Below are 25,198 nucleotides of genomic sequence, written 5' to 3' on the forward strand. Positions count from 1 at the left end.
ACTTATACCTCCCTTTGAAAGAACTAAGTTTTTTTCACAATATCCACATACATATCTAACTGTGCTGGCGATCCGCCAACCTCATCGAACAATACACCATAGGCAAAGCTTGGGTCAACTTCGGTTAATTTATTGACTATAAATCCATCGGCACGACTTCCTGCGAAGCCTGATTCTTCATGCATTACCGTATTAAACTTAAATGGTGTGTGATTATATGTGAGTAATTTCTGTTCCTTTTTGTGATCAATCGTTTGTGGAGTTACGCCATATCCAGTTTGTCCCATGTTATACGCTGAACCAACAACCCCAGGAGCAATGCCTCCTGTCACATACACTGTCCCTTCCAGTGAGATGTTTCCATTTTTAATCACGACTGCATCTCCAGATTTAATATTTCGTTTTTTTGCATCAACTGGATTTATCCATATATAATTATCTGAGCGTATTTCTCGTAACCACGCGCTACTAATGTTTCGATATGTTCCAAAATTTCTCGCTTTCCAATTAATAAATTGCAAAGGTTGATTAATAACCATCTCTTTTTGATTATATCCTTGAATTTTTTTAAACATAGGCATGCCTTCGAAATGGTTACCATTATATGAATTTTTCCCAGCCGCAACTCCCTCATCGTAAAAGTCCACTTGCCCGCCAAAGCTATATTTCAAATGGTTTCCTTCATATTCATTGCCAGCTTCTTCAAAACGACCTCCACGATTCAACACATATACGACTTTTAACCATTCCTCTGGCTTCACTGCTTGCTGCCATTTTTTCAGATCAAAAAACGCACCTAAAGCCTTCTTTCGCGCATTTTCAAAAACTTTGAGTTCCCTATTTGATGCATCAGGAACAGGCTTTTCATCATAGGCTATGTTAACCACACGCTTCAAATAATAATCCTCTTCCCTATGCATGGAACTTCCATCCGGAAATGCTTTATCACCATACCCTGGTAACCCCATCTGTTTCGCAATTTCAATTACGCTATTCTCAAAAGAACGGACATCTGGGAAAACACGAGTTACTGGTTGATAAACGCTTGCCATTTTCGTCGTTATATTGGGGTAAATTGCCTCTCTCCCCCAACGCTCTAAATACACGGTATCTGGTAAAATAAAATCAGCATATTTGGATGTGTCACCAATTTGCACATCAGAGGCTACATACAAAGGCAAAACCTCTGGGTCTTTTAATGCTTGCTCCTGAATCTGCCCATTAGGCGCCGATAATACAGGCGACATCCGGTGCGTGATTAAAGCTTTTAATGGGTATGGATATTTATCCAATGCACTAGGCAATACGTCTCCAACTGTTTGCGGGCTAAAAGGGAACCATGGACGCTTTGCAGGATATCCATCTTTTTCAAACAAGGTGGAGTTTTCATATTTAAATTGATTTCTCCCGATCGTTATCCCCCACGGGGTACGACCGTTTGGAACCGTTAATAAATCATATTTTCCTTCAAACTCCTTGTAAAAAGCCCCTGTTGTAATATTTCCACCTTTCCAATCATAAGAACCAATCAAATGGTTTAAAATCGCTATTAAACGCTGATTGTAATACCCATTTTCATGCATGGCCGGTCCTCTATATGCCATAATAGCCGAACGTTTCCCATAAGATGTAAATGAGCGGCCAAGCTTTAGTATCTGTTCTTTAGGAATCGTTGTAATTGATGCGTACTCTTCCAGAGTCTTTTCCATCACTCTTTCTTTATACAATTGAAAAGTTGATTTGACTTTGAAACTACCTATAGTTGTGTTAACTTCTAATTTTCCTGAATTAGCCTTATCATGGGGCACAGGCTTTCCATTCTCAAGAACAACAAATTGTTCTTGAGAGCCGATACCAAGATCGCTTGCCCGTAACTTTGGACGTTTAGGATCAGACAAATTTACTAAATGTGTAGCATCACTCCATGTTGGCTCTTCATCATTTGCTGCAGCCTTTTGATTTGGATTTGTTAAATACGTGTCATCATACCATTTTCGTTCAATAATAATACGTCCTAGTGCTAACGCTAACGCAGCGTCTGTACCGGGTTTTATTGGCAACCACATTGGTGCTTTTTCAGCAGTTTTACTAAAACGTGGGTCAATAACAGCCATTTGCATCCCATTTTCAATCGCATTGGTTAACTTAGGAGCAAGCCATGTTGGTCCTTTATTAGCAACCATTGGGTTTGTACCCCATACTATTAGGAACAACGAATGATCCAGATCTGCATATTGTCGCTTTTTCGCCTTTTCACCTGAATACGATCTTATATTCCCGACTACCGAACTGATACCACATATTCCTCCGTGATGGTAGTAATTATTACTACCTAGACTGCTTAATATAAAACGTTCCATAAAATCACGGCGATCACCAATCATAAAGGCTATTTGGTTTACTTTTGGTCCAAAATCAGGATGATTGGTATCAATAAGTACATCTTTATATTTTATATCAAATGCCTCGAACGACATTTCCTCCTGCTTCACTTTTTCCCAATCTTGCATGACTTGTTCCTCAGGGACATACATTGCTAATTCCTTTAATCCAGGAGTGTTTATCGTTTTACTCCCATTCACAATCTCGTCATATGCTTCTTCCCAAGAAATAGTTTGCCACTTCCCACTCCCACGTTTCCCAACTCGACGTAATGGTTTTTTTACACGATATGGGTCGTATGCTGTTTGCATACCCGCTTGTCCTTTTAGGCAAATTCGACCTCCTCGTGCTCCACGTCCTCCTCTTTTGACATCGCCTGTTCCTTTCACAGCTTCATCCACAGACGTTTCATACGCAATTGCACCAAATGGCACCATATTTAGAGGACTGTATTGGTTTCCAGCTATTTTTCGGATAATGGATGTGTATGGTCCAGCTTGATTCCCTTCTGTTATATAAGCTTTAATCGTACAAAATGTATTACATTGTTCACAGGTTGTAAAAATAACATTCTCTGCATTATAATCCTGATAATCGGTACCGTACCCGCGCCCTTCGTTAAACCAAACACCATTAATCACTTGTTTCACTGGTCCAATAAAAGAAGGCCCCACAACTGCCACTGCTCCAAATGCGCCCATCGCTTTTAAAAATTTACGTCGGTCCATACGCTTATCTTGCATTTTGATCCCCCATTTCGCTTCCATCCATTTCTTGGTCAAGTGGAAGTAATCGGTCAGCAATTGTAAAAATGAGCAGTCCCATTGCCATAATACCAATGCTTACAAACCACTCGTTATAGGTTGGATAATAATCCCCTGCTGGCATCCCTTCCATAATTGGAACAATTTGTGAGGGGACAACGATATTAAAGCGAACACCAATAATTCCAATAACCACGAAGACAGCTGCAACTAACAGGGCGTTCATATTTTTAGCTGTCTTTTTCCAATAAACAAGGAAAATGGGAACAACTGCCCCAAGGAAAATTTGTATCCCCCAGAACGACCAACTATATGCACTTCGCATCATCGTTTGTAATGATAATAAATGGGAATCTGCTAAGCTGTATAACGCGACTAAATAATCATAGAATTGCAGCAGTAAGTCGATAAATAAAAAAGCAATCATTAATTTTGCTAGACCAACCACCATCTGTTCATCAATGGGCTGTTTTAGCGCTTTGCATCTTATTACATAAATAGCAAGTAATAATGCTGTACCTGAGACCATTGCTGACACAACAAAAATAATAGGGAAAATCCCGCTATTCCATGCAGGACGAGCACTAACTACCGCAAAGATTGCTCCAGTTCCACCATGTACACCAAGGATTGCTAATGGAATGCCAATAGTGCCTAAAATCTTCATCCAGCGATGATCGCGCTTTCTCGTATAGTCATTAATGGTACTATCTTTGAACGTTAATAACCGAGCTACCTTTCCTTTTAAACTATCATGAGCAGCTAAACGAACAAAATCTTCCCGCATGGCAACATATAATTCCACTGTTAATAATGTAATATAAATAACATAAAACCGCATTTCCCAAGCGAGTATACTCGTTACATTCCAATGAACTAATGCACTCAGAGCCCTCTCTGGTCTACCTAAATCCATTAATACAAATGTTAATGCAACAATCATACATATAATTGCTATAAACAAGGCCATTTTCCCTACTTTTTCGTAGCGCTTCATCCCAAAAACAAAAATCATCGTGGAAAGTAAAAACGAGCCTGCACTCAAACCAACAAAAAAGATATAAAAAGCAATCCAAGCCCCCCATGGCGTGACAGAAGAAAGATTTGTGGTTGTAAGACCAAGCCACAAGCGTTCCATAATAAAGTATGCTCCCACTGCAAACAGCACAAGTAAAATTCCGATCCACCATTTAAATAACGTTGGTAACGCTCCTTTTGCCTTATCATTTGGGTGCTTTGTTTCCTTTACAACCGTTGACATCTAATCCCCTCCTTACCTTAAATAAATTACATTCGGCCCTGCTCCTAGATCACTCTTTAACTTGAAAGCTCTTGGACTATTAGCCAACTTGGAAACAGTACTATTTGGATCGTTTAAATCTCCAAAAAAACGAGCATCACCTATACACGTTTCTACACACGCTGGCTCTTCTCCTCTTTCTAAACGGTGTAGACAGAAATTACATTTGCGCACTGTTCCAATTGGTGTCTTTCGTGGTTCTCTCTTTCCACGTTCAATACCATACTCTGGACTAGTTACATCATTAAAACCTAGCATTTCATCCTCGTAGCTTTCACCAAAATCATAGGACCTTGCTCCATATGGACAAGCAACAATACAATACCTGCAACCAATACAACGGTCATTATCAATCGTAACAATCCCATTATCCAATTTAAACGTTGCTCGAACCGGACACACCTGCACACATGGTGGATTATCACAATGCATACAAGGCATCGGTAAATTTACTTTCGAAATATGCGGGAATTCTCCGACTTCTTTTTCTAAAACAACGTTATAGGAAATGCCTGGAGGGGTTCTATTCTCCGCTTTACAAGCTACCATACAAGAATCGCAACCAACGCATTTTCTAAGATCAATAACCATCCCCCATTTAACCTTTGTTTTTCCGTTATCCTCTTGAGTCCCCTGCCTCACCTGCTGCCCAAATTCTTTCACCAAAGAAGCGTGATACTTTTTATGAAACGTTTGAATATCTAACTTACCGGCAACAACTTTCTTAGCATCTTGTGCCATGTTTAAGCCAAGATCCGTATCATAAGGAGAATTCGCTAACTCTTCAGCAGCATCAGACAGTCGTTCATCAACGATTTGATTAAAGTCATCTTCCAGTAACTGCTTTAATAACATCCCCTCGCCCCTTTCGCTCTTCTTTTCTAGATTGTAAAAGAATATCTAAGGAAAGGGGTGTAACATTTGTCACACTTTTTGTAATTGTAACAAAAAAGTCAACATTCAATGATAATAGTATTGAGGAGATTTCATTTTCCGAACAAAGGCGCAAGCGCCCGTTTAGCAACGTAGCGACTGGAGCGAATCAACTGAGATACAGGAACCATGCTCCTGCAACAGGAGTATGCCGACGCCTGAGCGGCAAGCCCGTTTTTAGTCGGCCTTCCTCTTAACCTCGAACCGATGAGGCCTTATCGTAGGGCGCATTTCTAAAGTCGCCTAGTTGCTGCTGGGCGCTTAAGCCGGACGTGACTATTCCGTTATATCGTTATCCCAATGCCAAAATTTATATTTTCTTATCTCCTAAAAAAGGCAAAGAAACGCATACTAGTATGTGAAATTATGATAAGATCTCGGCAGGAGATAGGTTTACCCGAGCCTAGCTGGAGATAAATGCGCGATACAGTGAACAATCTGCGGTTTTAAGAGGGATATGTGCGATTATGAGAATAAAATCCAACGTCCGTTCTAAAAGGAAACATGGCACATGTTTGATCCTCTTTTTAAAATTTAGTATTCCCATTTTAAAACTACATCAAATGACCAACTTTATTATGATTGAAACGGATTAAGCAGAAAATTTATGATTCGTTTTACATATTTAGCAATAATCAGTAAAACAGCTACGAAGGCACACATAATGGGTATACGTAAATATCTAGGAACTGGGATATTAGGTGTCAATGTCATTTCAATCTGAGTTATACCAATAGTACATAGAATACTGGCACCTAATCCGATAACTGCACTTACGATTAACCCTACGTATAAAACCTTAAATATAAGTAAGCCGAGTGTAGCGAGAAAACGGTAAAACCAAATCATAATAGATTTTCCTTCACTATCTTTTTACGTTTACGCTATTTGCAATTGAATATTGTTTATTCTTTAGTTTCTTAATTTGATTCATTTCATTCATAATACAGCTGACTGTGGTATTTACCTCTCTTGCTTCAATTAGTGCATCAAAATGATGATGGCCTTGAGCAATAATTGTGTTTGTTTGGATTAATTCAGACTGTTTACTTTGGCCAATTAAACGTAGCTTATAATCCATAAATGATTCAACTGTTTTATATTTTAATGATTAAACTATATATCAATTAAACTAAATCTGTCAATAAAAAAAGAGCTTCGATATAAAGCTCTAGAATAAGAGAATCTCCAATATCTTCATCGGTGAGTTTTTCTTTCGATTCCCACTAATTGTTAGTACCATAAGGGTATGGCCTTAGACCTCTAAGCGTGATCGGGCATTTAGATGCTTTTATCTCCCACTTATGTTCAGGTACACACTTTCTACCCTTGAAGCGGGAGTCTTACAGAACCTTATATGCAGGATAAGATTTTCCTCATCAATTGATTGACTTCATGTAAAATAGTTGTCATTTCCCTTAGTTGACCTGATGGAAACTTAGCAAAGACTTTTTGTACATATTTCTCCCCTTCTGTTGTTAATTGTATAGTAACAACACGACGGTCTTCTTTGTCACGCAAGCGTGTAATAAGTCCCGCCTTTTCCAACTTATCGCACATTGCTGTCACTGCTCCAGGCGTTACGCCTGCAAATGAGGCAATTTCTGCCGCTTTCATTCCTCCACTAATTTTTAATTTCACTAGCAAGACCAGTTGATTGGCTGGTAAATCTTCATCAACTGTCAACATATCCATAAACTGCTTTGATTTATATTGAAATTCTGCAATTTCTTTCATTATTGATTCAACATGGGTCATTCGATCACTGCCTATAAATTATTTTAATGACTAAATTATATAATAAGTAAAATTGAAATGCCAATAGCAACACAAGACATAAACTGTACAAAAACGATATACTTTTGCTAGTCCTCTCCATTTGGACATAATAAGCAATTTAAGTGTTATGTAAATTACATTTTGTGATAAGAAAGTCCTTTTCACTATTTTTTTCAGTTCCATATTTAGCTATCAAAAGAAATTGAAATGTAAGCATTTTCATGATAGTATCGCTATAACCGATTTTCTAAAAATTCTAAAATAAAGGAGGACTTTTATGAACAAGGCGAAAAACCGATGGCTTATTGCAACTGCAGCTGTTGGCATACATATTTCCATCGGCTCCGCTTATGCGTGGAGTGTATTTACGAAACCGTTGGCAGCTCAATATGGATGGGAAACGACAGAAATTTCCCTCGCTTTTAGTATCGCTATTTTCTGCCTAGGGTTTTCAGCTGCATTTATGGGACGCTTTGTAGAAAAACAAGGACCTCGTAAATCCGGGATGCTCGCAGCACTTTTTTTTGGTATCGGTGTAGCTGGTTCAGGTCTCGCAACGACTTATGAATCATTGTATATGCTTTATCTTTTTTATGGAATTATCGGTGGAATTGGCTTAGGAATCGGCTATATTGCTCCTGTATCTACACTTGTGAAATGGTTTCCTGACCGCCGCGGATTAGCAACTGGACTTGCGATTATGGGTTTTGGGTTTGCAGCTTTACTTAGTGGACCTGCAGCTGCTGCTTTCATTCATTCAATTGGAATTTCAAATACATTTTACCTGCTTGGTGCCATTTACTTTATCGTTATGACCCTATCCGCTCAGTATCTCGCTCCTCCTCCTGAAGGTTGGTCTCCAAAAGGCTTTGTAAACAACCAACAACATGGTAAGAAACAAATAAAACAAGATTTATCAGAACTAACTGCAAATGAAGCAATTAAGACCCGGCGATTCTGGATGTTATGGTTCATGTTATTTATTAATGTAACTTGTGGAATTGCAATTATTTCTGTCGCTTCACCAATGGCACAGGAAATTGCCGAAATGTCTGCACTAGCTGCTGCTGCCATGGTCGGTGTAATGGGCCTTTTTAATGGTGGAGGCAGACTTGGGTGGGCATCGCTATCTGATTATATTGGTCGTCCAAATGTGTATACTGCCTTTTTCATCATTCAAGTGATTGCATTTTTCATGTTGCCATTTGCCGAGAATGCAATTTTATTTCAGGTGCTCATCTTTGCGATTTTAACTTGTTATGGAGGCGGATTTGCATCCATCCCTGCCTACATCGGTGATATGTTTGGAACGAAACAACTTGGTGCTATTCACGGCTATATATTAACTGCTTGGGCGATGGCTGGCATAGCAGGTCCTCTCTTGCTCTCCCTTATTTATGATACAACAAAAAGCTACAATTTAACGATGATCATTTTTGGTGGGTTATTTATGTTTGCACTTTTTATTTCTATTTGGATTAGGGCAGATATACGTAAACTTAAACTACATTCGAAAAAAGTCGGCATACTTCCTTAGTTAGTGATATGCAATAAAAGCAAATAAATAAAAAAGAAGCAGGTGGATTGATCATGTAAAATGATTAGTTTAAAAAATCCGTTAATGAAAAGTGCTCACCTGTTCCGTTCGACTCCCTTTCGATACCAAAACTTCTGTCGCGTCGTCGAATAAAGAGCATGGTAGCTATTTGGATAAATTAAATCTCCAATCAGAGGGAGTTTTTACTCATCTCCCACTTAAACTTGTCGATATACAGATTGTCCAACTCCAGAAGCGGGAATCTTACAGCACCTAATAAAGTAATTAAATAATATTTTCACTCCGATGAACTCCATTCATTGACAGAAAAAGGGAGATTATCATCTTTATTTTAAAGTAAAACGGTAGGAAGGGTTAATTGATAAGTTGCTTGTATGAACCAATGATAAAATTCATTTTTAAAAGATACCTAGTTTATATTCCCAATTAAGCCTTCAATCAGTAAGCTTAGTTGGGAATACGAAAAAACTCACATTAAAAAGCAAATTGCGCAAATTATAGTAGCCAATCATCCCTCGTATCCACATGAGGCATCGTCAATATGGTATAAAACTCATTCTAGGTTACATGTAGGAGAAATAAACCTTTATACTCTCTTTGTATCAATCATCCAACCATACAGGTGTTGCAAATAACTAACGTAACAAACGAAAGCATCAAGCATGGTATCATTGTTTTTCCTTCACTAAATGATGCAGCCAGTCAATCCCTTCTTGCACAAATTTTCTGGAGGGATTGGAGTGAGGCGTATGCTCCAAAACGAAAATAATATCCTCTATACGAGCAAGCTCTTCTATAATTTTCTTAACTTTATAATATTCCTTATCTTGCTCATATGTAGGGTGAATGGGTATCCAATAATAATTCCCATCCTTACATTCAACATTATGGAGATGTACTACTTTTATATGATCCTTCCATTTGGAAATATAGGATAATATTTTTTCTTTTGTACCCAGTAAATAATCTCCAATATCTATGCATAGCTTCACATTGTATTTTGCCCATCTTTCAACTGGGTATCGGTGTAATAATTCAATATTTACAGCCGAGCGATTCAAGCCAAGCTTTGGCTCACAAACAATCGAAATATTATACTTCGCTTGTAGTGCATGTAACCGAGCCAAGCCGCTTTCTATTTTCGCAAAAGTGTTTTCTTTATTTTCTGCTTTAAAATAAGGAAAGTGCACTAATACATATTCTGCACCTAACTCTGACATTTTTTTCAGTTCCTTGTCAAACTGTATCCAAGCAGCTTCCGGTTCCATATGAACATGCTGTAAAAGATCATATTTACTTCCTTTACGGTATAAAGGAGAATGCAATGCAAAACTTAAGCCGTGTTTATTCTTTATAGTAATAAATTCTTCAAAAGCAATTTGATTAGGAAATTCTCCAATTTCTATATGATCAACAGAATCATAACAAAACAATTCTTCAAGCTTAGACGGGTCTGTTAATATGGTACTGCCTGAAACACCACATTTATAAGCCATAACGTCACCCTTTACATAGGTATTTGAAAAAATGCGAAAAACTTTTGGTTAAACAAAAAGTGATTTGAACATGACAACGAGTAATTTAGGCAATCATGAACAAATCTTTACTTGATTCCATAGTATCGTACTTCCCTTAAGCGAAGCAACCATTCCTTATCTCTCTAAAAACAGCTTACAATCAAAAGACAGACAAAACGTAATGGAAAATTATTAATAAGAGACCATTATTGATTGGTTAAACATAGTTATATATTAGCTAATATAGCAAGAAGTTATGTACATAGCCATGAACAACCTCTCTATACAAATTGGAAGAATAAGTGGATCTCTAGGAATAATCCTTGGCGCAATAATAGGTTTCTTGGATATGTCGGCTTTATACATAGTTTTGGGTATCGCCAAAATTCTTCTCTTCAAAAAACCTAAGCAGCTATTAAGGTCTGAATTGTGTATTGTACCGGGATCAGGCCTTAAGGCCCACCGATCGGGTTTCCCTTTTGCACCACATTCACTCGCTGGTTCTAAAAGAATCTCTTATTTCTTCTTATTTTTTTGTCCTGTAAATGGATCGAACTCTTCAAATAATGTTAATTGATCACTCATATAATCTTCCTTGAGCTGATTCCTGATATATTCTTGAATTTGTTTTTTATTTCTTCCCACTGTATCAACATAAAATCCTCTACACCAAAATTTTCGATTTCCATATCTATATTTAAGATTGGCATGGCAGTCGAAAATCATGAGGCTACTTTTTCCTTTTAAATAGCCCATAAATTGAGATACAATTCATTTTGGTGGTATACCAACTAACATATGGATGTGATCGGAGCAAGCATTGGCTTCATGAATAATTACACCTTTTCGTTCGCATAGTTCTCGAATAATCTGCCGATACTCATTTTATATTTTCCATAGATAATTTGCCTTCTATATTTTGGTGCAAAAACTAAATGATACTTACATCTCCACTGCGTATGTGCTAAACTATTCTTGTCCTTCATTGGACATGCCTCCTTCTGTGGTGTGATTTGGTGGTCGGGAAACCAACCTTATCTTACCATGAAGAGAGGCTTTTTTGACACCACGCTAGAAGCTTTCTGGAACCCCTGGCATAGCCAGGGGTTTTCTGAGATCATAAAAAGGTCAAAAACCGGTCAACACCGGATTTAGACCTTATAAAGCTGATAGGTAAAGAGTTATTTCAATTTTTAACACCACATTACATTTAAACAAACCCGCTTGATTTTAATTTAATATTGTTTTTTCTTCATTATCGCTACGGCCAAGGTATAGCCAATACTGAGCCAGATTATAACTAATATGGGAAGTAAGTAAATGAATTGATTTAGTTTTTCTCCTGTAAATATGACCCCTAATTCTTGTAGTTTATCTACAACATAAATAAGGATTGCTCCAGGAATAACATAGCCTAGAATTAAAAACATTCGTGCCTTTTCTGCTCCAAACTTTAATAACAATGCAATGGAATTTGTTCCAAATATTAAAGCTACGGATATACCCACGATGATCATTTGGCCAATCTCTTTTACACCGATTGTTTGCAGTATATCTGATTGAAATATTAGTGCAGCTAAACTTCCTAGGATAATCGAAAGCAGAATTCCAATCATGGTAAACAAAAACAACGTAATAAATTTTCCTTTTACAATATCTTTACGGTCAATTGGAAAGGTGATAGCGAATTGCTCCCATTTACTATTATTGTCAATGGCAAACGAAGTGGTACTCATCATACTGCATACAACTGTACCAGCAACCAGATATCCAAGAAAACCTTGAGTTGGTACAATAGCAACCGATAGAATTAACATCATTACGAATAATCCTAGACCATTATTTACCACGTTATAAAAATCTTTCATAACCAAACCCCTCATGCTATTTCTCTCCCCTTATATAAATCGACATCATATCATCAATAGTAATTCTATCAATTGTTAACTCAGGATAGGCTTCTTTCATACCAGGAGCATTATTGATCACAACTTCATAAATTGAATTGGAAATTTGATAAGCAAAGATGACGTTCTTTGGAATACGTTGAAACTGTTTTTCCGAACAACGTATAATACCATAACGATATAACAATTCATCTTTATTTAATTGTAAAATAATTTTCCCATGATGCATCATGACAATATAATCTGCAATTCGTTCTAGATCATTTGTAATATGGGAAGACAGTAATATGGAATGCTCTTCATTTTGAATAAATTCTAAAAACAAGTCTAGCATTTCCATGCGAGCTGATGGGTCTAAACCACTTGTTGGTTCATCTAAAATTAACAATTTTGGAGAATGAGCTAACCCAATAATAATGTTTAATTTCATCTTCATCCCTTTAGAAAAATTACCTATCGCTTTATTTTTTGGTAACTTAAAGCGATTGATTAGGCCAAAATATCTAGTGGTATCCCAAGCCTTAAAAATATGCTTTAAAATTGTATTTATTTTAACGACATCGACCTTTTCATAAAAATTAATTTCGTCATAAACGACACTAATTTCTTCTTTTAGATCCTTATTTAGCGGTTTTCCAAAGAAACGAACTTCCCCACTATCTCTCTCAATCACGTCCATCATTAGTTTGATCGTAGTTGTTTTACCAGCGCCGTTTTCACCAATCAAACCTACAATATTCCCTTTAGGAACTGTGAAATTTATCCTATCTATGTGAAAAGCGTCTAATTTTTTGCTTAAATTTTTAATTTCAATCGCCTTCATCGCTATCTCCTCCTTGATTAAAATAGTCTAATAAATCATGTACATGATGAATTGAAATATCTAATTGTCTTGCTATTTTGATGACTGATTGCAGGTGATATTCCAGCTTTTTAGTCATTTCTTCTTCAAAAAATACCAAGCAATTCTCAGAGATAAACGAGCCCTTGCCAGGTATGGTTTCTATAAATCCTTCTTTGACAAGCTCATCATAAGCACGCTGTACAGTAATTACACTAATACGTAATGTTTTTGCCAAAGCGCGTATGGATGGTACTGAACTTCCTGGCTCTAATATCCCCTCCGAAATTTGATATTTAACCTGTTCAACAATTTGTTCATAAATTGGCAATTGACTGTTTTTCTTAATAAAGATATCCATGTTTTCACCACCAAGTGTATCAACTGTACTTATTTGATAAGTACAGTATAAACGCAATTTATATATTAATCAAGAATAAGTGTTTACAATGAATAAGATATACTTCCCGGATGATGAAAAGGCAGCAATGGATAACATACTGCCTATTGCTGGATTTTTTATAAAGTGAAGTTCAGTAGCGAATAGCGATCTTTGACTGTTAAAAAATATCTGTCATACTTCATAGTCATTTATAACTAAATCATACGATCTATTACTATTTGACCGTGCCATAGATTTTATTTTTCATTCCTCTATTTGATAAAAATATGATAAAAGTGTTGTTTATTATCTATATTAACTCTATAATGATTTACCAAAGGAAATATTTTTTCGTTATTGCAAAAAGGGATGGTAAAATGCTTATTCTCCAAACTTTAGCGGCACTGATCATTTTGCTATTAGGTAGATTCTTTTTCTTTTCATTTGTAAGAAAAGATCCTTTATATGTATTCATTCTTCGATATGGAGGTTTTATTGGAATTACAGTATTGTCTCATTATTACCTTGGGAACTTTTGGACTTGGACCTGGATTATCGGATTACCATTGTTAGGTTTACTCGTACACTTTATTTTTGTACTATTAAAGGTTTCCACTTTTTAAAGCCCGGAGAGAAATACGATAATTATCGTGGCTTGAAATAATAGAAATTGTTATGGTAGTAACCTTTTCTGTAGCTTCAAACAGCTACAGTTTTTTTCGCTCGAAAAATAATGGTTATTGCTTATCATGAAAGCAGTATTCCATTGTAATGAATTTAGTTAAACCGCAGATAGGACTCTGTAGAGGCACATATCATCGAAAGAATACCTATATCAAACTCTTTTACTTATAAATAGTTAAGTTAATTCAACTAAACCCCATTACGAATTATTACTTATGGTAGTATTACACATGTTAGAATGAATATAAGGGTAGATTTTGGTTGGAGATTATTGAAAAAAAGAGGGAAATAAATAGCTATGGATAATTGGAACAACACAAACATTCAACTTTTCGATAAGATAATAGAAAGAAAAATACGGTATGATAAAACAATCGTGGAACACACCTGTACGCTGTTAGAAGCAACAGATTCAAGCATCGTCCTTTTTCATAAAATAGCTACTTTATTCACGATGATTACGGACCAAAATAAACTAACTATTCCTAAAGGGAGTTATACATTAGCCTATTATTGGAAGCATCGACCGTTTAATTTATACATTTGGAGAGATAAAAATGGCAATTATTTAGGCTCTTATTTTAATATCGTTAAAAATACATGTTTAGCTGATAATTTGCTCTCCTTTGAGGATCTAATAATTGATGTTCTCGTTTTTCCGAATGGAGACTGCTTTATATTAGATGAAGATGAGTTGCCTAAACCATTAGCTCAGTTTGAGCATGGTTTTGCCCTCCAATCGTTAAACTCATTAATTGGTAATATTGATTCTTTTCTTGGACAAACTATTTTGAACACTAATATGACCTTTCCACATAAGAAAATATTTCCTTTATTGAACAGTTAATTAAATGGTAATTTTTTAAATTTTTAAAAAATTACCATTCAGCTTTTGAAAGGTGTCCGAAGAAAACCATTTGTAATTATCTTTGTGAATTTCCAATTGCTATGGGTGTAAAAAAAGGCAATGAAGGGTATTAATAAGCATTACCTGATGGAGACATTGGAACATCTCAAAATCATCATTTAGTACTTAGACTTGACGTTAAACATCAGACTGTAATTTTTCACTTCGTCTAACAGATACTACATTTTTATTATCGCAATCAGACGCGATGATTTTCTCATGCCTCACTACTTTCTACTGGGCCTCATTTAATACCATGCCTAGCTACATGAAGACTACAAAAGGATATCATGAAGCTTGTACTTCCGCAGTACTAACATCCTATTTCTCCCCAGTTTCAAGATCCGTAAAAATACCTGTAACCTGTAAAATCATCTTTATTAATGCTCATTATCGCCGCCTCAAAGTTATTATCAATTATTTCTCGCGTATATGTTTCTTCAATGGTTGTTAAGACAGTTCTATCCCTAAATTAATTTTACTATGCTAGTATCCACATTATTGCTGACCACTATTTTATCTTTACTAGAAAGATAGCTTTTGGTTTCTAATTTAACTTCCTTCAGTAAGAGAGTGATCTACTTTTCATCTACCATGATTAAATTCGTTATCTGATAGTAATATTTTTATAAATACCTTTTTCATTATTATGCCCCTTTTCTATATAATCACCCATTTTTACATAAAACCAAATAAGCCATACTTTTACTTAATTGCTACCTTTAAATAGTCCACACCTATAAGAAGGGACCTCACTTTCCCCCTGGTAAGTCAGCAAACTCTATTTATTTTTCAAAATAATCATTTTTGTTATTTTTTTAGTGCTTAATAGTTTAGCAATGACACCAGTGATATGAGCAGTTGCAAAAGACGTACCACTTAAACTTTTCTCTAATATTGTAGTAGTATTGGTTCATGGTTCGATGAAGAAGAAAACTATAGAAAAACACCTTATTTAGCAACTCCATCTCAAGACGCTGTTTTAAACGGGCAAGTCAAAACCCTATAGTTCTAGAATAATAAAAAAGCTATAGTGTTTTGTGTTTTGAACATAGCTAAAGGAATGAATATAAACATAAAAATACTCATCATATCCATTTTTTCCAATGAACTCCCGTTGCATAGGAAGATGCAAAAGATGTACCAGAAAATTTTGAATACCCTCCATTATCATCAATTGAAAATAGTTTCTTTTTTGCTCTGTTTATATAATGCAAACAGTCTTCCATTAAAGTTGCCCTTCGTCCGTAAATTCAGATGCTTATATATTGACAAAAGCTCATCCTTTGTTTTCCACACATCTTCCTCCGTCTCTATTAAAAGTACCCATTACGCAAACTCGGCTTCCCATTACGGAAAGCCGAGTTGATTAGAGCTTTAATTCCCCCATACGAAGGAGCTCTACAACAGCCTGTGAACGCCCCTTGACACCTAGCTTTTGCATAGCATTTGCTATGTGTACCAATTGCAAATAGAGGTATATGCCTATCTATCTTTGTTTAGCCTGACACAGACAATGGGGGTCCGAAACCATTTGATAAAAAATCTAAAGAGGTAATAAAAAAATAATTAACTTTTCATATTAAAATAACCTCTATAGTAGCTAAACAATCTAACGTTATAACTTAATAATTTCTTTGAAATAATTATTACTCAAATCATCTGAAAGTAAACGTCCTTTTAAAGGGTCTTCTGTTTTAAAGTAAATATCAAAGAAATTATTTACTCTTTTTTTATGTACATTTTTTAGAGATTCAAGACCAAATTCATTGACTATAGCTTCAGCCATATGTGTACCCACCAAATTTATAATAGGTAACTGCTTATTTTTAAGTATCAAATTGATTTTTTCTTTATACTTTGTAAAATTGTGTTCGTTCAATTCATTAAAAATTTGTCTTAATAACCCCATTGATTGAACAACTGTTGTTTCATTTCTGAGTTGTTTTGCATATGTGAAATACTTATATTCATAATACGGATTTTCATCTCTAAATTTAATTAAATCTTCTAAGACTGCATAATTACCTATTCCTTCGTTTTGTATTAAGGTTAATATATAATATTTTAATTTTTCCGGTGTTAATGGATCTGTGACACACTCTTCGCAGTATTTAGTGTAGTTGAGAAAAGAAATTTCATGATAGTAGATATGAATTAAAAATAAATACGTTTCAAAGGCATCAGCACCTGGAAATATTGAAAATAATTGCAATTTATTCTTTGGACCAAAATTTGTTTTGCCATTTGGTAACAGACTAACCGTTAACTCATGATCTATATTATTTGGCGTTTCTGGAAAGTATTTACTTATATGTCTAATAGATTCAACTAAATTTTCCGATAAATAATTAGCAGTATCACTTATTAATTTAACTTCTTGTTCATTAAAAAGTGTCTCCGTGAAAAAAGGGTATTCAGATAGATTTTGTATGTTGTGTTTTTTACATAGTTCGCTCCAATCGCCTTTAGATATTTCTTTCTTTCCTGCCTTTAATAGATCGACTAAGTATGTGTCTAATTTAACAGATAAATTTATCATTTAAATTGCACCTTCCTTTGAATTATTGAGATTAATTTTTTTAGATCGACTTTTTAAAATTACTGCACCTATAATACCTGTAACCATAATTGCTGCGCCTCCACCAGAAAAAACAACAACTGTTGAAAAGATGGCTAGTACTCCACTAATAGCGCCTAAGGATACGGTGTCACTAGTGTAATTTAAAGTAGAAGTAATACTAAATACTTTTCCTAACATATTTCTAGGCACTTGATCTTGAAGGATTACAATTCGAGCTAATCCCTCACTTGCTTGTCCTATACCGATTAAAAGGGTTGCTATATAGATTATAATAATCGAAGGATATACTCCAATAGCTAAAAGCCCTAATCCCCAAGAAATAATTCCTGTATTAAAAATTAATATTGGATTAATTTGCTTTAATAAACCTAATATAATTGAAGTGACGAATGAAGTAGCTCCGAGAATACCAGTTATATATCCAAAAGTATCAATGTCTTTCCCTAAGTAGGTTTCTAAATAAATTGGTAATCCTACTCTCCACAATCCAGTATTAATCATTATACTTACACCTTGAACCAGCATTATAAAAGAAATATCTTTATTCTTCTTTAAATATTCTAGAGTTTGTTTAATATCATTTATAGTGCTTGGCGTCCCTTGTTCTGTACTAATAATTTTTTTCGGTCTATAAATTATTAATAAATGAAGAAAAGCTGCTATTATCATTAATATAAAAGCTAAACTAAATAAGTGAATTTGGGTAGTGAACTTCAATACCAAACCAATTGACACAGGTACTAATATAGTTGCCCCTCTTTGAACGGAATCTAATAACGCGTTTCCTTCTTGTAGTTTAGATTTTGCTATCAATTCTGGTATAATTGCTCTATAACACGGTTCAGAAAAGCAGCTAAATAACGTAATAATTACCGCAACAGCCATTAATAAAAAGTAGCTAAGTATATTAAGTTGGTATAAAATAGGTAAACATAATAAAAGAGTCGCAATACCAATATCGCTAGTAACCATAACAAACTTTTTATTCCATCTATCAGCCTTAACTCCCCCATATATACCAAATAAGATAAAAGGCAGGGTTTCCGCCATCACCATAAGGGAAAGATATAATGGTGAGTTATTGGTTAATTGCATTGTTAACCATATAAGTTCCATACTGAATAGTATTAGGGCACTACGTTTAAATAGTCTCCCTAAGAGAATGTAAATAAAGTTTTTCTCTTTTAATATTTCTTTATAAGATATATTCATTACGAGATGCCCTCTCTTTATAACATTGTATGAACCTATCTAGTCCTTCTTCTAATGCTAAATGGTCTGTAGCGCAATTAATCCGAACATAACCATTACCATTTTCACCAAAAGAACTTCCCGAAATTAATGAAACCTTGTATTTTTCTAAAGCATATCTAACAAACTCATCTGAATTACATTCTGTATCTTCAATATTTACCCACAAAAAGAAACCGCCTTCAGGAAGTGTCGTTTCGATTCTTGCTGTACTTAGCAGATTTACTGAAGATACTAGATTTGTAAGCACTGCATTTTTAGTATTATATAAATAATCGGACTTACAATTTAATGCACCTATAGCCGCTTTTTGGGAAATTACGCTTGTGCTTAATTGTGTAAACCAATGATCACGAGATACTACTTCTGACCATTTTATTGATGGGGATATAACATAACCAACTCTATAATCGGCCATTGAAAAACTTTTAGAAAAACTAAAAGCGTGAAATATATTTTCACCTATTGGAGGTAAACAATCATTTTCTTCTCTAAAAATAAATGATTCAAAGGAATTATCGCAAATAATATATTGTTTAATCATAGACTCATTTAAAATCTCCCATGAAGCTTGACTAAATGTAATACCATTAGGATTATTAGGAGATGTTAATATAAAGGCAGAACTTTTCTCGCTACTGGTCTTTGCAAGGAAAATTAAAGCTCTAACAGCATCTTTTTCATTTTCAATAGGATAAGATAACATTTCTATATCATTATAGTCACCTAAAAATTGATATGGAGGAAAACCAGGATCTGGGTAATATACTCTTTTCACCCCTTCATTTTTTAAACATCTTATTATTGAATTTATCCCTCTTAGTCCCCCGCTTGTAACTGTTATAAGTTCTTTTTTTACTTTTATATTCCTAACATTGAGTAAATATTGCTTAATATTCTCTAATAATTGATTCTCACCTTTAATTGGAGAGTAATAACAATCGGGATTAGTTATATACTTAATAGATTCCGCCTTAACCTCAGGAGGGCAAGGAAATGATGGTTCACCAAAATCTAACCTAATTATTCTTCCTGTATAAATACCCATAACCTCACCTTTTTACTGTTATTGATAATCCAAAGGAATCTACATTTAGATTAATACTATCTTTAAACATAGATTGATCTAAGATCTTTTCAACAAACGGTATCATGTCGTCTTTAAATTTTTTTTCATTAATATCGTGTGCTAATATCAAGCCTTCAGAGTTTAATTTATGATATGCCACATTCAATAAATCTATATATTTACTTTTACCATCTTCTTCAGTATCAATATCGATATATAGTAAATCTATATTTTCTGAAGTGTTTTCAAGCCAATTGATCGCATCCTCTTTAATTAAATGTACATTATCTGCATTTACCTTAGAGAAGTTATCTTTAGCAATTTTAGTGGCCTCAGATGAAATATCTAAGCCATAAATTTTAACATTTCTATCCGAATCACCAAGTAAATAATATCCAGATAACCAAGCTAAGGCATTTCCTGTGTATGTACCAGCACCGACCATTACTTGTGGCTTTTTACTATATCCAATGGTAAATAAAATTCTAGACATAATTTTAGTTATACTAGTTTTTGGAATCACAAATGAATCCTTTAGCAACTTATATAATTCATAAAATTTATCCGAATTGTATTTGTTGTATTCTAAAATACTTTTATTACATAACTGTATAGCTAATTTGTTTATTGCATCATCTAAATGTTTACAATATTTCAAATTCACAGTTTCCATCTATTGGCTCCCCTTCTTCTTAGTAGATTAAAAAGTTTTTTCTTACACTACTATCCACTAACTCTCTTTTAAGATGTGAGTTGTTTATTTAAATCAATTTCAGGTACAAAGGATAAATCTATATATGGAATGTACGAGATTAATTTAACCTTTGGTGGCTCTAACATCTTACTACCAAAGTTATCGTCTAGACTCTTATTCAACTCTTCAAATTGATTTCTCATTTTAGAATCACCTAGGTGTATAGACAGATTTTTACCTTTATTAATTAAATCAAGAGTTGTATTATAGCTATCATTATTTAAGATTTTCAAATATCCAATAGCATAGAATATAACGTTTATATGGAAAGGATTATCTTCACTTTTTGCTAACGCTAAGGCTCTTTTTAGTAAAACCTCTGATTTTCCTAAATCACCTAAATTAAGATATAAGATGCCTAACCTATAAGTAAGTGCCTTTTCCCCTTCTCTATACTGATCATCACTAGCTAAAATAGGAGCAAATGATTTTTCCCAAAAATCGATGGCTTTTGTATAATTACCTAATATCTCTAGAAGAAATGCTATATTCGCAAGTAAGTTAAATTTTAAATATATCAAATGAAAACTCTTTTCATGACTTATTAATCTGTAAGCCTCCATCTCCTTACCGATAATTTCAAATAGTACACTCTCTTTATCTTTTTGATTCATTCTAGAAGCAAGTATGGTTCTTCCGAGACATTGACCATTTATTAACCAAGCCATTTCATGCTTATACTTTATATCTTTTTCTATATCAGCATTATAAAGTTTCAATATAGCTTGATCGATGACCTTTAATCCTTTTTCTACCTTTTTAAGTCTTTTTATGAGACATAATGCTTTAATATATGAATTTCTAGAATACTCAATAACACTGTCACTATTATTGATGGCTTTATCGAAGTATATTATTGCTTTTTCGAAATTACCTAGATTAACTTCTATCACACCTAAATTTCTATACGTCATTTGGTCGCTCATTATTTTATAATCTTTATTACTATGTAGATTATATTGCAATATCAAAAAAGCTAGTTCAAAATTTTGTTCTATTATTGCGGCATTTAGTACGTTGGTATTATAAAAATCATCTCTTAAATTAAAATCATCTATTGTTAATTCCCGCCCAACAATATTTGAATAATCCTTGATTTTTATAATTCTATCTAGTTTATTAAAAACTTGTGCTCGGGAATTAATTAGTTCAATCTCGCTATTAATGAATACATTTCTTTGAAAATCAAAGCTTATATTTATCTCTATATTATTTCTTCTCAATATACTTATAGTTCGATTGATTACCATTAATGATGGTCTATCAATAAACTCTGCTCTCATAAATACTATTTTTTTTAGACCATTTTGGTAATTGTATAGTATTAGATCAGCAAAGAAATTAGAAACATTTTCTATTATCTTTGCCCTTTTTATATGATGTCTACTTAATCTAAGCATAATAGCCTGCAACTCAAGAGTAGCTAAATTCCCATTGTACTCAGGGTTTTTTTTCTCATTATCAAAATAACCAAATACCGATGATGTATCTATAGCATACTCCTTATGTATTTCAGAGAATATGGCGTCTGTTGTTATTGAATTCAGTGATTCATATAGTCTATTAGCTGTATAGTAAGATTGAATTGTAGAATTACTTTCAATAAATAATGATGAAAGTGTATAAGTCATTAATGTCACCTTCCTTTAAAATAGGAACCGAATAGTATAGTATCCGATTCCTAACTTAATAATTAATGTAAAATTACCAAGCAATTGCAATTGCAGATAGTTGAAGTTCTTCTGCTCCTACTTCTTCATTAGCAACGCTTTCTAAGAATTCGTCAAGATTTAATTCTTCCAATTTTTAACCCTCCTTGTAAAATTTAGTAATTAGCGCTAATATAGCTTTAGGTTACTACAATTTTCAAAAAAAAGCAATAAGTATTACTAATTGAATTTTTTAATTTTTTCAGTATAATTTAAAATAATTATATAAGCTATTCCCGCAAAGGAGAATAAAATGACAACTATAATTTTAATCAATGGTAGTTTAAATCCTAGTTCAAACACAAAAAAGATTATAAATTTAATGAACAATATTCTTGTAAAGCAAGGTTATTCTTCAAAAGTTATAAATGTTGGAGATTTAGAACTTCCACTATTTAATCCAAAAACTAATAATAACGCCATTATCTCTGAGTTAATAGAAGATTTAAAGCAAGCTAAAGGATTTATTATTGGTTCTCCAGAATATCATGGTGGCTACTCTGGTGCTCTAAAGAATTTTATTGATTACTTAAATAGCGATATATTTATAAATAAACCAATTGGTTTGGTTGTTTTAACAGGTGGAATAAAATCTGGAATTAATACTCTAAATAGCTTAAGAATAGTACTCAGAAGCATGCAATCCTTAGTAATACCTCAGCAAGTTGCCATTAGTGAAAAGGAATTTATAGATAACAATCTACCGTTACAAAGCAAACAACGTATAATGTCAGTCATTCAAGGATTAACAATGTACATAAATTTAATAAATAAGAAGCACCAGGAGATTACATACTAGTTTGAAAAATTAACTGATATGTAGAAATCGAGAGTAATCTAAATAAGACAACTTTTATTATTCAACCGATGAACTTAGTAAATACTTCCTGGTAAAGTCATATCAATGAACTGAAGTAAGTTCAATTGGGGGAATACAGTCTATTTAGCACCCTTAACACCTTTTTTATTAACCTATTATCTCATTTCAAGAAAAAATACATTAATTTTGAAATTTTTACCACCTTTAACAGCAAAAGGATTTTAGAGGTTGAACATAACACTATTATTTTAAATAATTCTAGTTAATTGTGAAGGCGAAAAGTTAAGTTCTTTTCGAACATAGAAAATTCAATATTTCTGCTTTATTCCAACTAATCTTACGTGCCTTAGAGTTCATCAAAGTTCTAAGGAGTCTAAGGCACTCTTCTAAGTTTCTATTTATTCAAATCAAAATTATATTTGATATCCACACTGCCATCTATATTTACTGTTATATAATCAATGATTACCTTTAAAACATGGTATAAGTCCTGATCCTTTTTTTCAATCGTTTTAAAAGCTTGTTGAATGTTTTTCACAGATACTTCCTGAACTTCTTCATTTTTATATAAGAACAGTTTATCTTGGGCTTCTTTTATCTGTTGTTCAAATTCTTTTCTTCTAACTTGAAATTCTACTTTATCAATCAATTTATCAAGGTAAAGATCAACAAGACCTTCGCTTTTCTCTTGATATTTTGCAATACTATTCTCCAATTGCTTCACTTGCTGCTTGGAATGATTATTTAATGTATTGTTAAAATCAAGCGAAACTTTTTGTCCTGTTTCTAAGAGACGTTCCACTATAAAACGGCGAAATTCTTCATAGCGAATAGGCACATGATTTTCACATCCATTTTCGCCGCTTCTCCTATAAGCGCTGCACTTTAAGTATCTCCAATGGGTTTTAGTTCCATCTACTTTCTTTTTCCAAGATTGAATAATTACCATATTAGATCCACATTTTCCACACTTTAGAAGTCCGCGAAACTCATTCCATGGAGTAATTTTCGTTTTCATGTTGACCTTCTTTTTACTATTCGCTAATTTCCAATCTTCTTTATTAACAATGGCAGGATGATGATCCTCAAAAACAATCCATTTTTCTTCGGGGTTACGTATCTGCTTCTTACGTCCATCTACTTTAATGGAAGTATACTGATTGAGTATAAACGTTCCGCAAAACGTTGGATTTTTGATAATCCGCTGAATAGTGGTAACTTGCCATGCCCTCCCGTTTCTGGGAGGCAGAATTTCCCCCTCCCGAACTCCTTTATTTAGCAGATGAGTGATTTTTTTAAAGCCAAACCCTTCTTCGTTATACCATTTATAGATTTGCCGGATCACATTTGCCTCATCTTCTTTAATAACTAACTTCTGATCAATACGGTCATAACCATATGGAATTTTCCCTATATGCTCCCCTCTCCGCACTTTAGCTGCTAGCGCAGAACTAATGGAAACAGATAGCGACTTCGGATACTGTGCAGCAAACATTGAAAACATTTCAAATTTCATGTCATTTTTTCCTTCTACATAGCTATCATAGCCTTCTTCGATGGTTACTACTCTTACACCATGACCAAGCAACACTTCTTTAATTTCCAAAGCATCCTTTAAGTCACGAGCTAATCTATGTATGGATTTAAAAAGAACCATTTTAATTTCCCGATTTCGAGCTTTTTGGAGAATTAATTGCATGGCCGTTCTTTCCAAGAATAGTGTCCCTGACTTATCTTCATCAACTAATACAGCTTTCTCATTAAATTCATAATGGTTTTGTTCCAGCCAGTATCGACATATATCAATTTGGTTGGGAACAGATTCTTTTTGGCTATCCTTATCACTGGACACTCGAGTGTAAATTAAATATTTGTAGTCATTATATTTAGTTATTTCTACATCGGACTGTTTAAACATAATGCCCCTCCCCAATACCAAAATATGCGTACTTCCATTATAACATTACGGGAAGAGTTATGATTGCGGTTGCGGAATTAGGATTCTGCATTACCATATGCATTAAACCTTGATGGGCTTCTTAACCCATCAAGGTTTA

The 25,198-nt window shown here is 34.1% G+C and carries 20 protein-coding genes and 1 pseudogene; 3 read left to right on the forward strand and 18 right to left on the reverse strand.

Annotated elements, in window-relative coordinates:
• Positions 1 to 23: 23 nt before the first annotated feature.
• From D1839_RS04380 to D1839_RS04405, 6 genes are all read right to left on the reverse strand, one after another.
• Positions 24 to 3,125: a molybdopterin-dependent oxidoreductase gene (locus D1839_RS04380; protein ID WP_120378508.1), complete on the reverse strand. Its 3,102-nt coding sequence runs from the start codon at positions 3,123 to 3,125 to the stop codon at positions 24 to 26.
• Positions 3,115 to 4,407: an NrfD/PsrC family molybdoenzyme membrane anchor subunit gene (gene nrfD / locus D1839_RS04385; protein WP_120378507.1), complete on the reverse strand. Its 1,293-nt coding sequence runs from the start codon at positions 4,405 to 4,407 to the stop codon at positions 3,115 to 3,117. Before nrfD ends, D1839_RS04380 begins: the two co-directional genes overlap by 11 nt.
• A gap of 12 nt (positions 4,408 to 4,419) precedes the next feature.
• Positions 4,420 to 5,301, reverse strand: coding sequence for a sulfate reduction electron transfer complex DsrMKJOP subunit DsrO (gene dsrO / locus D1839_RS04390; RefSeq protein WP_120378506.1), 882 nt, complete (start codon positions 5,299 to 5,301; stop codon positions 4,420 to 4,422).
• Positions 5,302 to 5,955: 654 nt separating this feature from the next.
• Positions 5,956 to 6,228 carry a hypothetical protein gene (locus D1839_RS04395; protein WP_120378505.1) on the reverse strand — a complete coding sequence of 91 codons (273 nt, stop codon included), beginning with the start codon at positions 6,226 to 6,228 and terminating at the stop codon, positions 5,956 to 5,958.
• Between the two features lie 16 nt (positions 6,229 to 6,244).
• Positions 6,245 to 6,460, reverse strand: coding sequence for a hypothetical protein (locus D1839_RS04400; RefSeq protein ID WP_120378504.1), 216 nt, complete (start codon positions 6,458 to 6,460; stop codon positions 6,245 to 6,247).
• Positions 6,461 to 6,732: 272 nt separating this feature from the next.
• The gene (locus D1839_RS04405) at positions 6,733 to 7,137 is read right to left on the reverse strand and encodes a MarR family transcriptional regulator (RefSeq protein ID WP_120378503.1); all 405 of its coding nucleotides are present in this window, start codon (positions 7,135 to 7,137) and stop codon (positions 6,733 to 6,735) included.
• 298 nt (positions 7,138 to 7,435) lie between these two features.
• Between D1839_RS04405 and D1839_RS04410 the strand changes: the two genes are divergently transcribed.
• Positions 7,436 to 8,695 carry an L-lactate MFS transporter gene (locus D1839_RS04410; protein ID WP_120378502.1) on the forward strand — a complete coding sequence of 420 codons (1,260 nt, stop codon included), beginning with the start codon at positions 7,436 to 7,438 and terminating at the stop codon, positions 8,693 to 8,695.
• Positions 8,696 to 9,384: 689 nt separating this feature from the next.
• Here the strand turns inward: D1839_RS04410 and D1839_RS04415 are convergent.
• The 5 genes and pseudogenes from D1839_RS04415 to D1839_RS04435 all read right to left on the reverse strand — a co-directional run bounded on the left by D1839_RS04415 (position 9,385) and on the right by D1839_RS04435 (position 13,342).
• A complete protein-coding gene (locus D1839_RS04415; protein WP_120378501.1) occupies positions 9,385 to 10,212 on the reverse strand; it encodes a sugar phosphate isomerase/epimerase family protein in 828 nt (275 codons plus the stop codon).
• 537 nt (positions 10,213 to 10,749) lie between these two features.
• A pseudogene (tnpA, locus tag D1839_RS04420) lies at positions 10,750 to 11,219 on the reverse strand (IS200/IS605 family transposase).
• Positions 11,220 to 11,468: 249 nt separating this feature from the next.
• A complete protein-coding gene (locus D1839_RS04425; RefSeq protein ID WP_158589594.1) occupies positions 11,469 to 12,101 on the reverse strand; it encodes an ABC-2 transporter permease in 633 nt (210 codons plus the stop codon).
• A gap of 16 nt (positions 12,102 to 12,117) precedes the next feature.
• Positions 12,118 to 12,963: an ABC transporter ATP-binding protein gene (locus D1839_RS04430; RefSeq protein ID WP_120378499.1), complete on the reverse strand. Its 846-nt coding sequence runs from the start codon at positions 12,961 to 12,963 to the stop codon at positions 12,118 to 12,120.
• Positions 12,950 to 13,342, reverse strand: a complete 393-nt coding sequence (locus tag D1839_RS04435) for a GntR family transcriptional regulator (RefSeq protein ID WP_120378498.1) — start codon at positions 13,340 to 13,342, stop codon at positions 12,950 to 12,952. Before D1839_RS04435 ends, D1839_RS04430 begins: the two co-directional genes overlap by 14 nt.
• Before the next feature lie 1,003 nt (positions 13,343 to 14,345).
• Here D1839_RS04435 and D1839_RS04440 point away from each other — a divergent pair.
• The gene (locus tag D1839_RS04440; protein WP_120378496.1) at positions 14,346 to 14,894 is read left to right on the forward strand and encodes a DUF402 domain-containing protein; all 549 of its coding nucleotides are present in this window, start codon (positions 14,346 to 14,348) and stop codon (positions 14,892 to 14,894) included.
• Between the two features lie 841 nt (positions 14,895 to 15,735).
• Here D1839_RS04440 and D1839_RS21260 read toward each other — a convergent pair.
• From D1839_RS21260 to D1839_RS04475, 6 genes are all read right to left on the reverse strand, one after another.
• On the reverse strand, positions 15,736 to 15,852 hold the full coding sequence (locus D1839_RS21260; protein ID WP_120378675.1) for a S8 family serine peptidase: 117 nt from the start codon (positions 15,850 to 15,852) through the stop codon (positions 15,736 to 15,738).
• Between the two features lie 720 nt (positions 15,853 to 16,572).
• Positions 16,573 to 17,496: a DUF5700 domain-containing putative Zn-dependent protease gene (locus D1839_RS04455; RefSeq protein WP_120378495.1), complete on the reverse strand. Its 924-nt coding sequence runs from the start codon at positions 17,494 to 17,496 to the stop codon at positions 16,573 to 16,575.
• Positions 17,497 to 18,750, reverse strand: a complete 1,254-nt coding sequence (locus D1839_RS04460; protein ID WP_120378494.1) for an MFS transporter — start codon at positions 18,748 to 18,750, stop codon at positions 17,497 to 17,499. It lies immediately after the preceding gene.
• Positions 18,734 to 19,837, reverse strand: a complete 1,104-nt coding sequence (locus D1839_RS04465) for a pyridoxal phosphate-dependent aminotransferase (RefSeq protein ID WP_120378493.1) — start codon at positions 19,835 to 19,837, stop codon at positions 18,734 to 18,736. Before D1839_RS04465 ends, D1839_RS04460 begins: the two co-directional genes overlap by 17 nt.
• Before the next feature lie 4 nt (positions 19,838 to 19,841).
• Positions 19,842 to 20,531 (reverse strand): O-methyltransferase, encoded by a 690-nt coding sequence (locus D1839_RS04470; RefSeq protein WP_120378492.1) that lies wholly within the window; start codon positions 20,529 to 20,531, stop codon positions 19,842 to 19,844.
• 68 nt (positions 20,532 to 20,599) lie between these two features.
• Positions 20,600 to 22,243, reverse strand: coding sequence for a tetratricopeptide repeat protein (locus tag D1839_RS04475; RefSeq protein WP_120378491.1), 1,644 nt, complete (start codon positions 22,241 to 22,243; stop codon positions 20,600 to 20,602).
• Positions 22,244 to 22,574: 331 nt separating this feature from the next.
• Between D1839_RS04475 and D1839_RS04480 the strand changes: the two genes are divergently transcribed.
• Positions 22,575 to 23,120, forward strand: coding sequence for an NADPH-dependent FMN reductase (locus D1839_RS04480; protein ID WP_120378490.1), 546 nt, complete (start codon positions 22,575 to 22,577; stop codon positions 23,118 to 23,120).
• Between the two features lie 415 nt (positions 23,121 to 23,535).
• Here the strand turns inward: D1839_RS04480 and D1839_RS04485 are convergent, their stop codons facing one another.
• Complete coding sequence (locus tag D1839_RS04485; protein ID WP_120378489.1) at positions 23,536 to 25,059, reverse strand: recombinase family protein; 1,524 nt, start codon at positions 25,057 to 25,059, stop codon at positions 23,536 to 23,538.
• Positions 25,060 to 25,198 lie beyond the last annotated feature (139 nt).

The sequence above is a fragment of the Roseburia sp. 1XD42-34 genome, from assembly GCF_009917385.1.
Lineage (GTDB): Bacteria > Bacillota > Bacilli > Bacillales > Amphibacillaceae > Virgibacillus.

Coding starts and splice junctions, on each gene's coding strand:
- D1839_RS04400 (WP_120378504.1), bottom strand. CDS start 6,460: ATGGATTATAAGCTACGTTTAATTGGCCAAAGTAAACAGTCTGAATTA.
- D1839_RS04430 (WP_120378499.1), bottom strand. CDS start 12,963: ATGAAGGCGATTGAAATTAAAAATTTAAGCAAAAAATTAGACGCTTTT.
- D1839_RS04395 (WP_120378505.1), bottom strand. CDS start 6,228: ATGATTTGGTTTTACCGTTTTCTCGCTACACTCGGCTTACTTATATTT.
- D1839_RS04440 (WP_120378496.1), top strand. CDS start 14,346: ATGGATAATTGGAACAACACAAACATTCAACTTTTCGATAAGATAATA.
- D1839_RS04410 (WP_120378502.1), top strand. CDS start 7,436: ATGAACAAGGCGAAAAACCGATGGCTTATTGCAACTGCAGCTGTTGGC.
- D1839_RS04470 (WP_120378492.1), bottom strand. CDS start 20,531: ATGGAAACTGTGAATTTGAAATATTGTAAACATTTAGATGATGCAATA.
- D1839_RS04415 (WP_120378501.1), bottom strand. CDS start 10,212: ATGGCTTATAAATGTGGTGTTTCAGGCAGTACCATATTAACAGACCCG.
- D1839_RS04460 (WP_120378494.1), bottom strand. CDS start 18,750: ATGAATATATCTTATAAAGAAATATTAAAAGAGAAAAACTTTATTTAC.
- D1839_RS04405 (WP_120378503.1), bottom strand. CDS start 7,137: ATGACCCATGTTGAATCAATAATGAAAGAAATTGCAGAATTTCAATAT.
- D1839_RS04425 (WP_158589594.1), bottom strand. CDS start 12,101: ATGAAAGATTTTTATAACGTGGTAAATAATGGTCTAGGATTATTCGTA.
- D1839_RS04465 (WP_120378493.1), bottom strand. CDS start 19,837: ATGGGTATTTATACAGGAAGAATAATTAGGTTAGATTTTGGTGAACCA.
- D1839_RS04480 (WP_120378490.1), top strand. CDS start 22,575: ATGACAACTATAATTTTAATCAATGGTAGTTTAAATCCTAGTTCAAAC.
- D1839_RS04455 (WP_120378495.1), bottom strand. CDS start 17,496: ATGATAAATTTATCTGTTAAATTAGACACATACTTAGTCGATCTATTA.
- dsrO (WP_120378506.1), bottom strand. CDS start 5,301: ATGTTATTAAAGCAGTTACTGGAAGATGACTTTAATCAAATCGTTGAT.
- D1839_RS04435 (WP_120378498.1), bottom strand. CDS start 13,342: ATGGATATCTTTATTAAGAAAAACAGTCAATTGCCAATTTATGAACAA.
- D1839_RS04380 (WP_120378508.1), bottom strand. CDS start 3,125: ATGCAAGATAAGCGTATGGACCGACGTAAATTTTTAAAAGCGATGGGC.
- nrfD (WP_120378507.1), bottom strand. CDS start 4,407: ATGTCAACGGTTGTAAAGGAAACAAAGCACCCAAATGATAAGGCAAAA.
- D1839_RS04475 (WP_120378491.1), bottom strand. CDS start 22,243: ATGACTTATACACTTTCATCATTATTTATTGAAAGTAATTCTACAATT.
- D1839_RS04485 (WP_120378489.1), bottom strand. CDS start 25,059: ATGTTTAAACAGTCCGATGTAGAAATAACTAAATATAATGACTACAAA.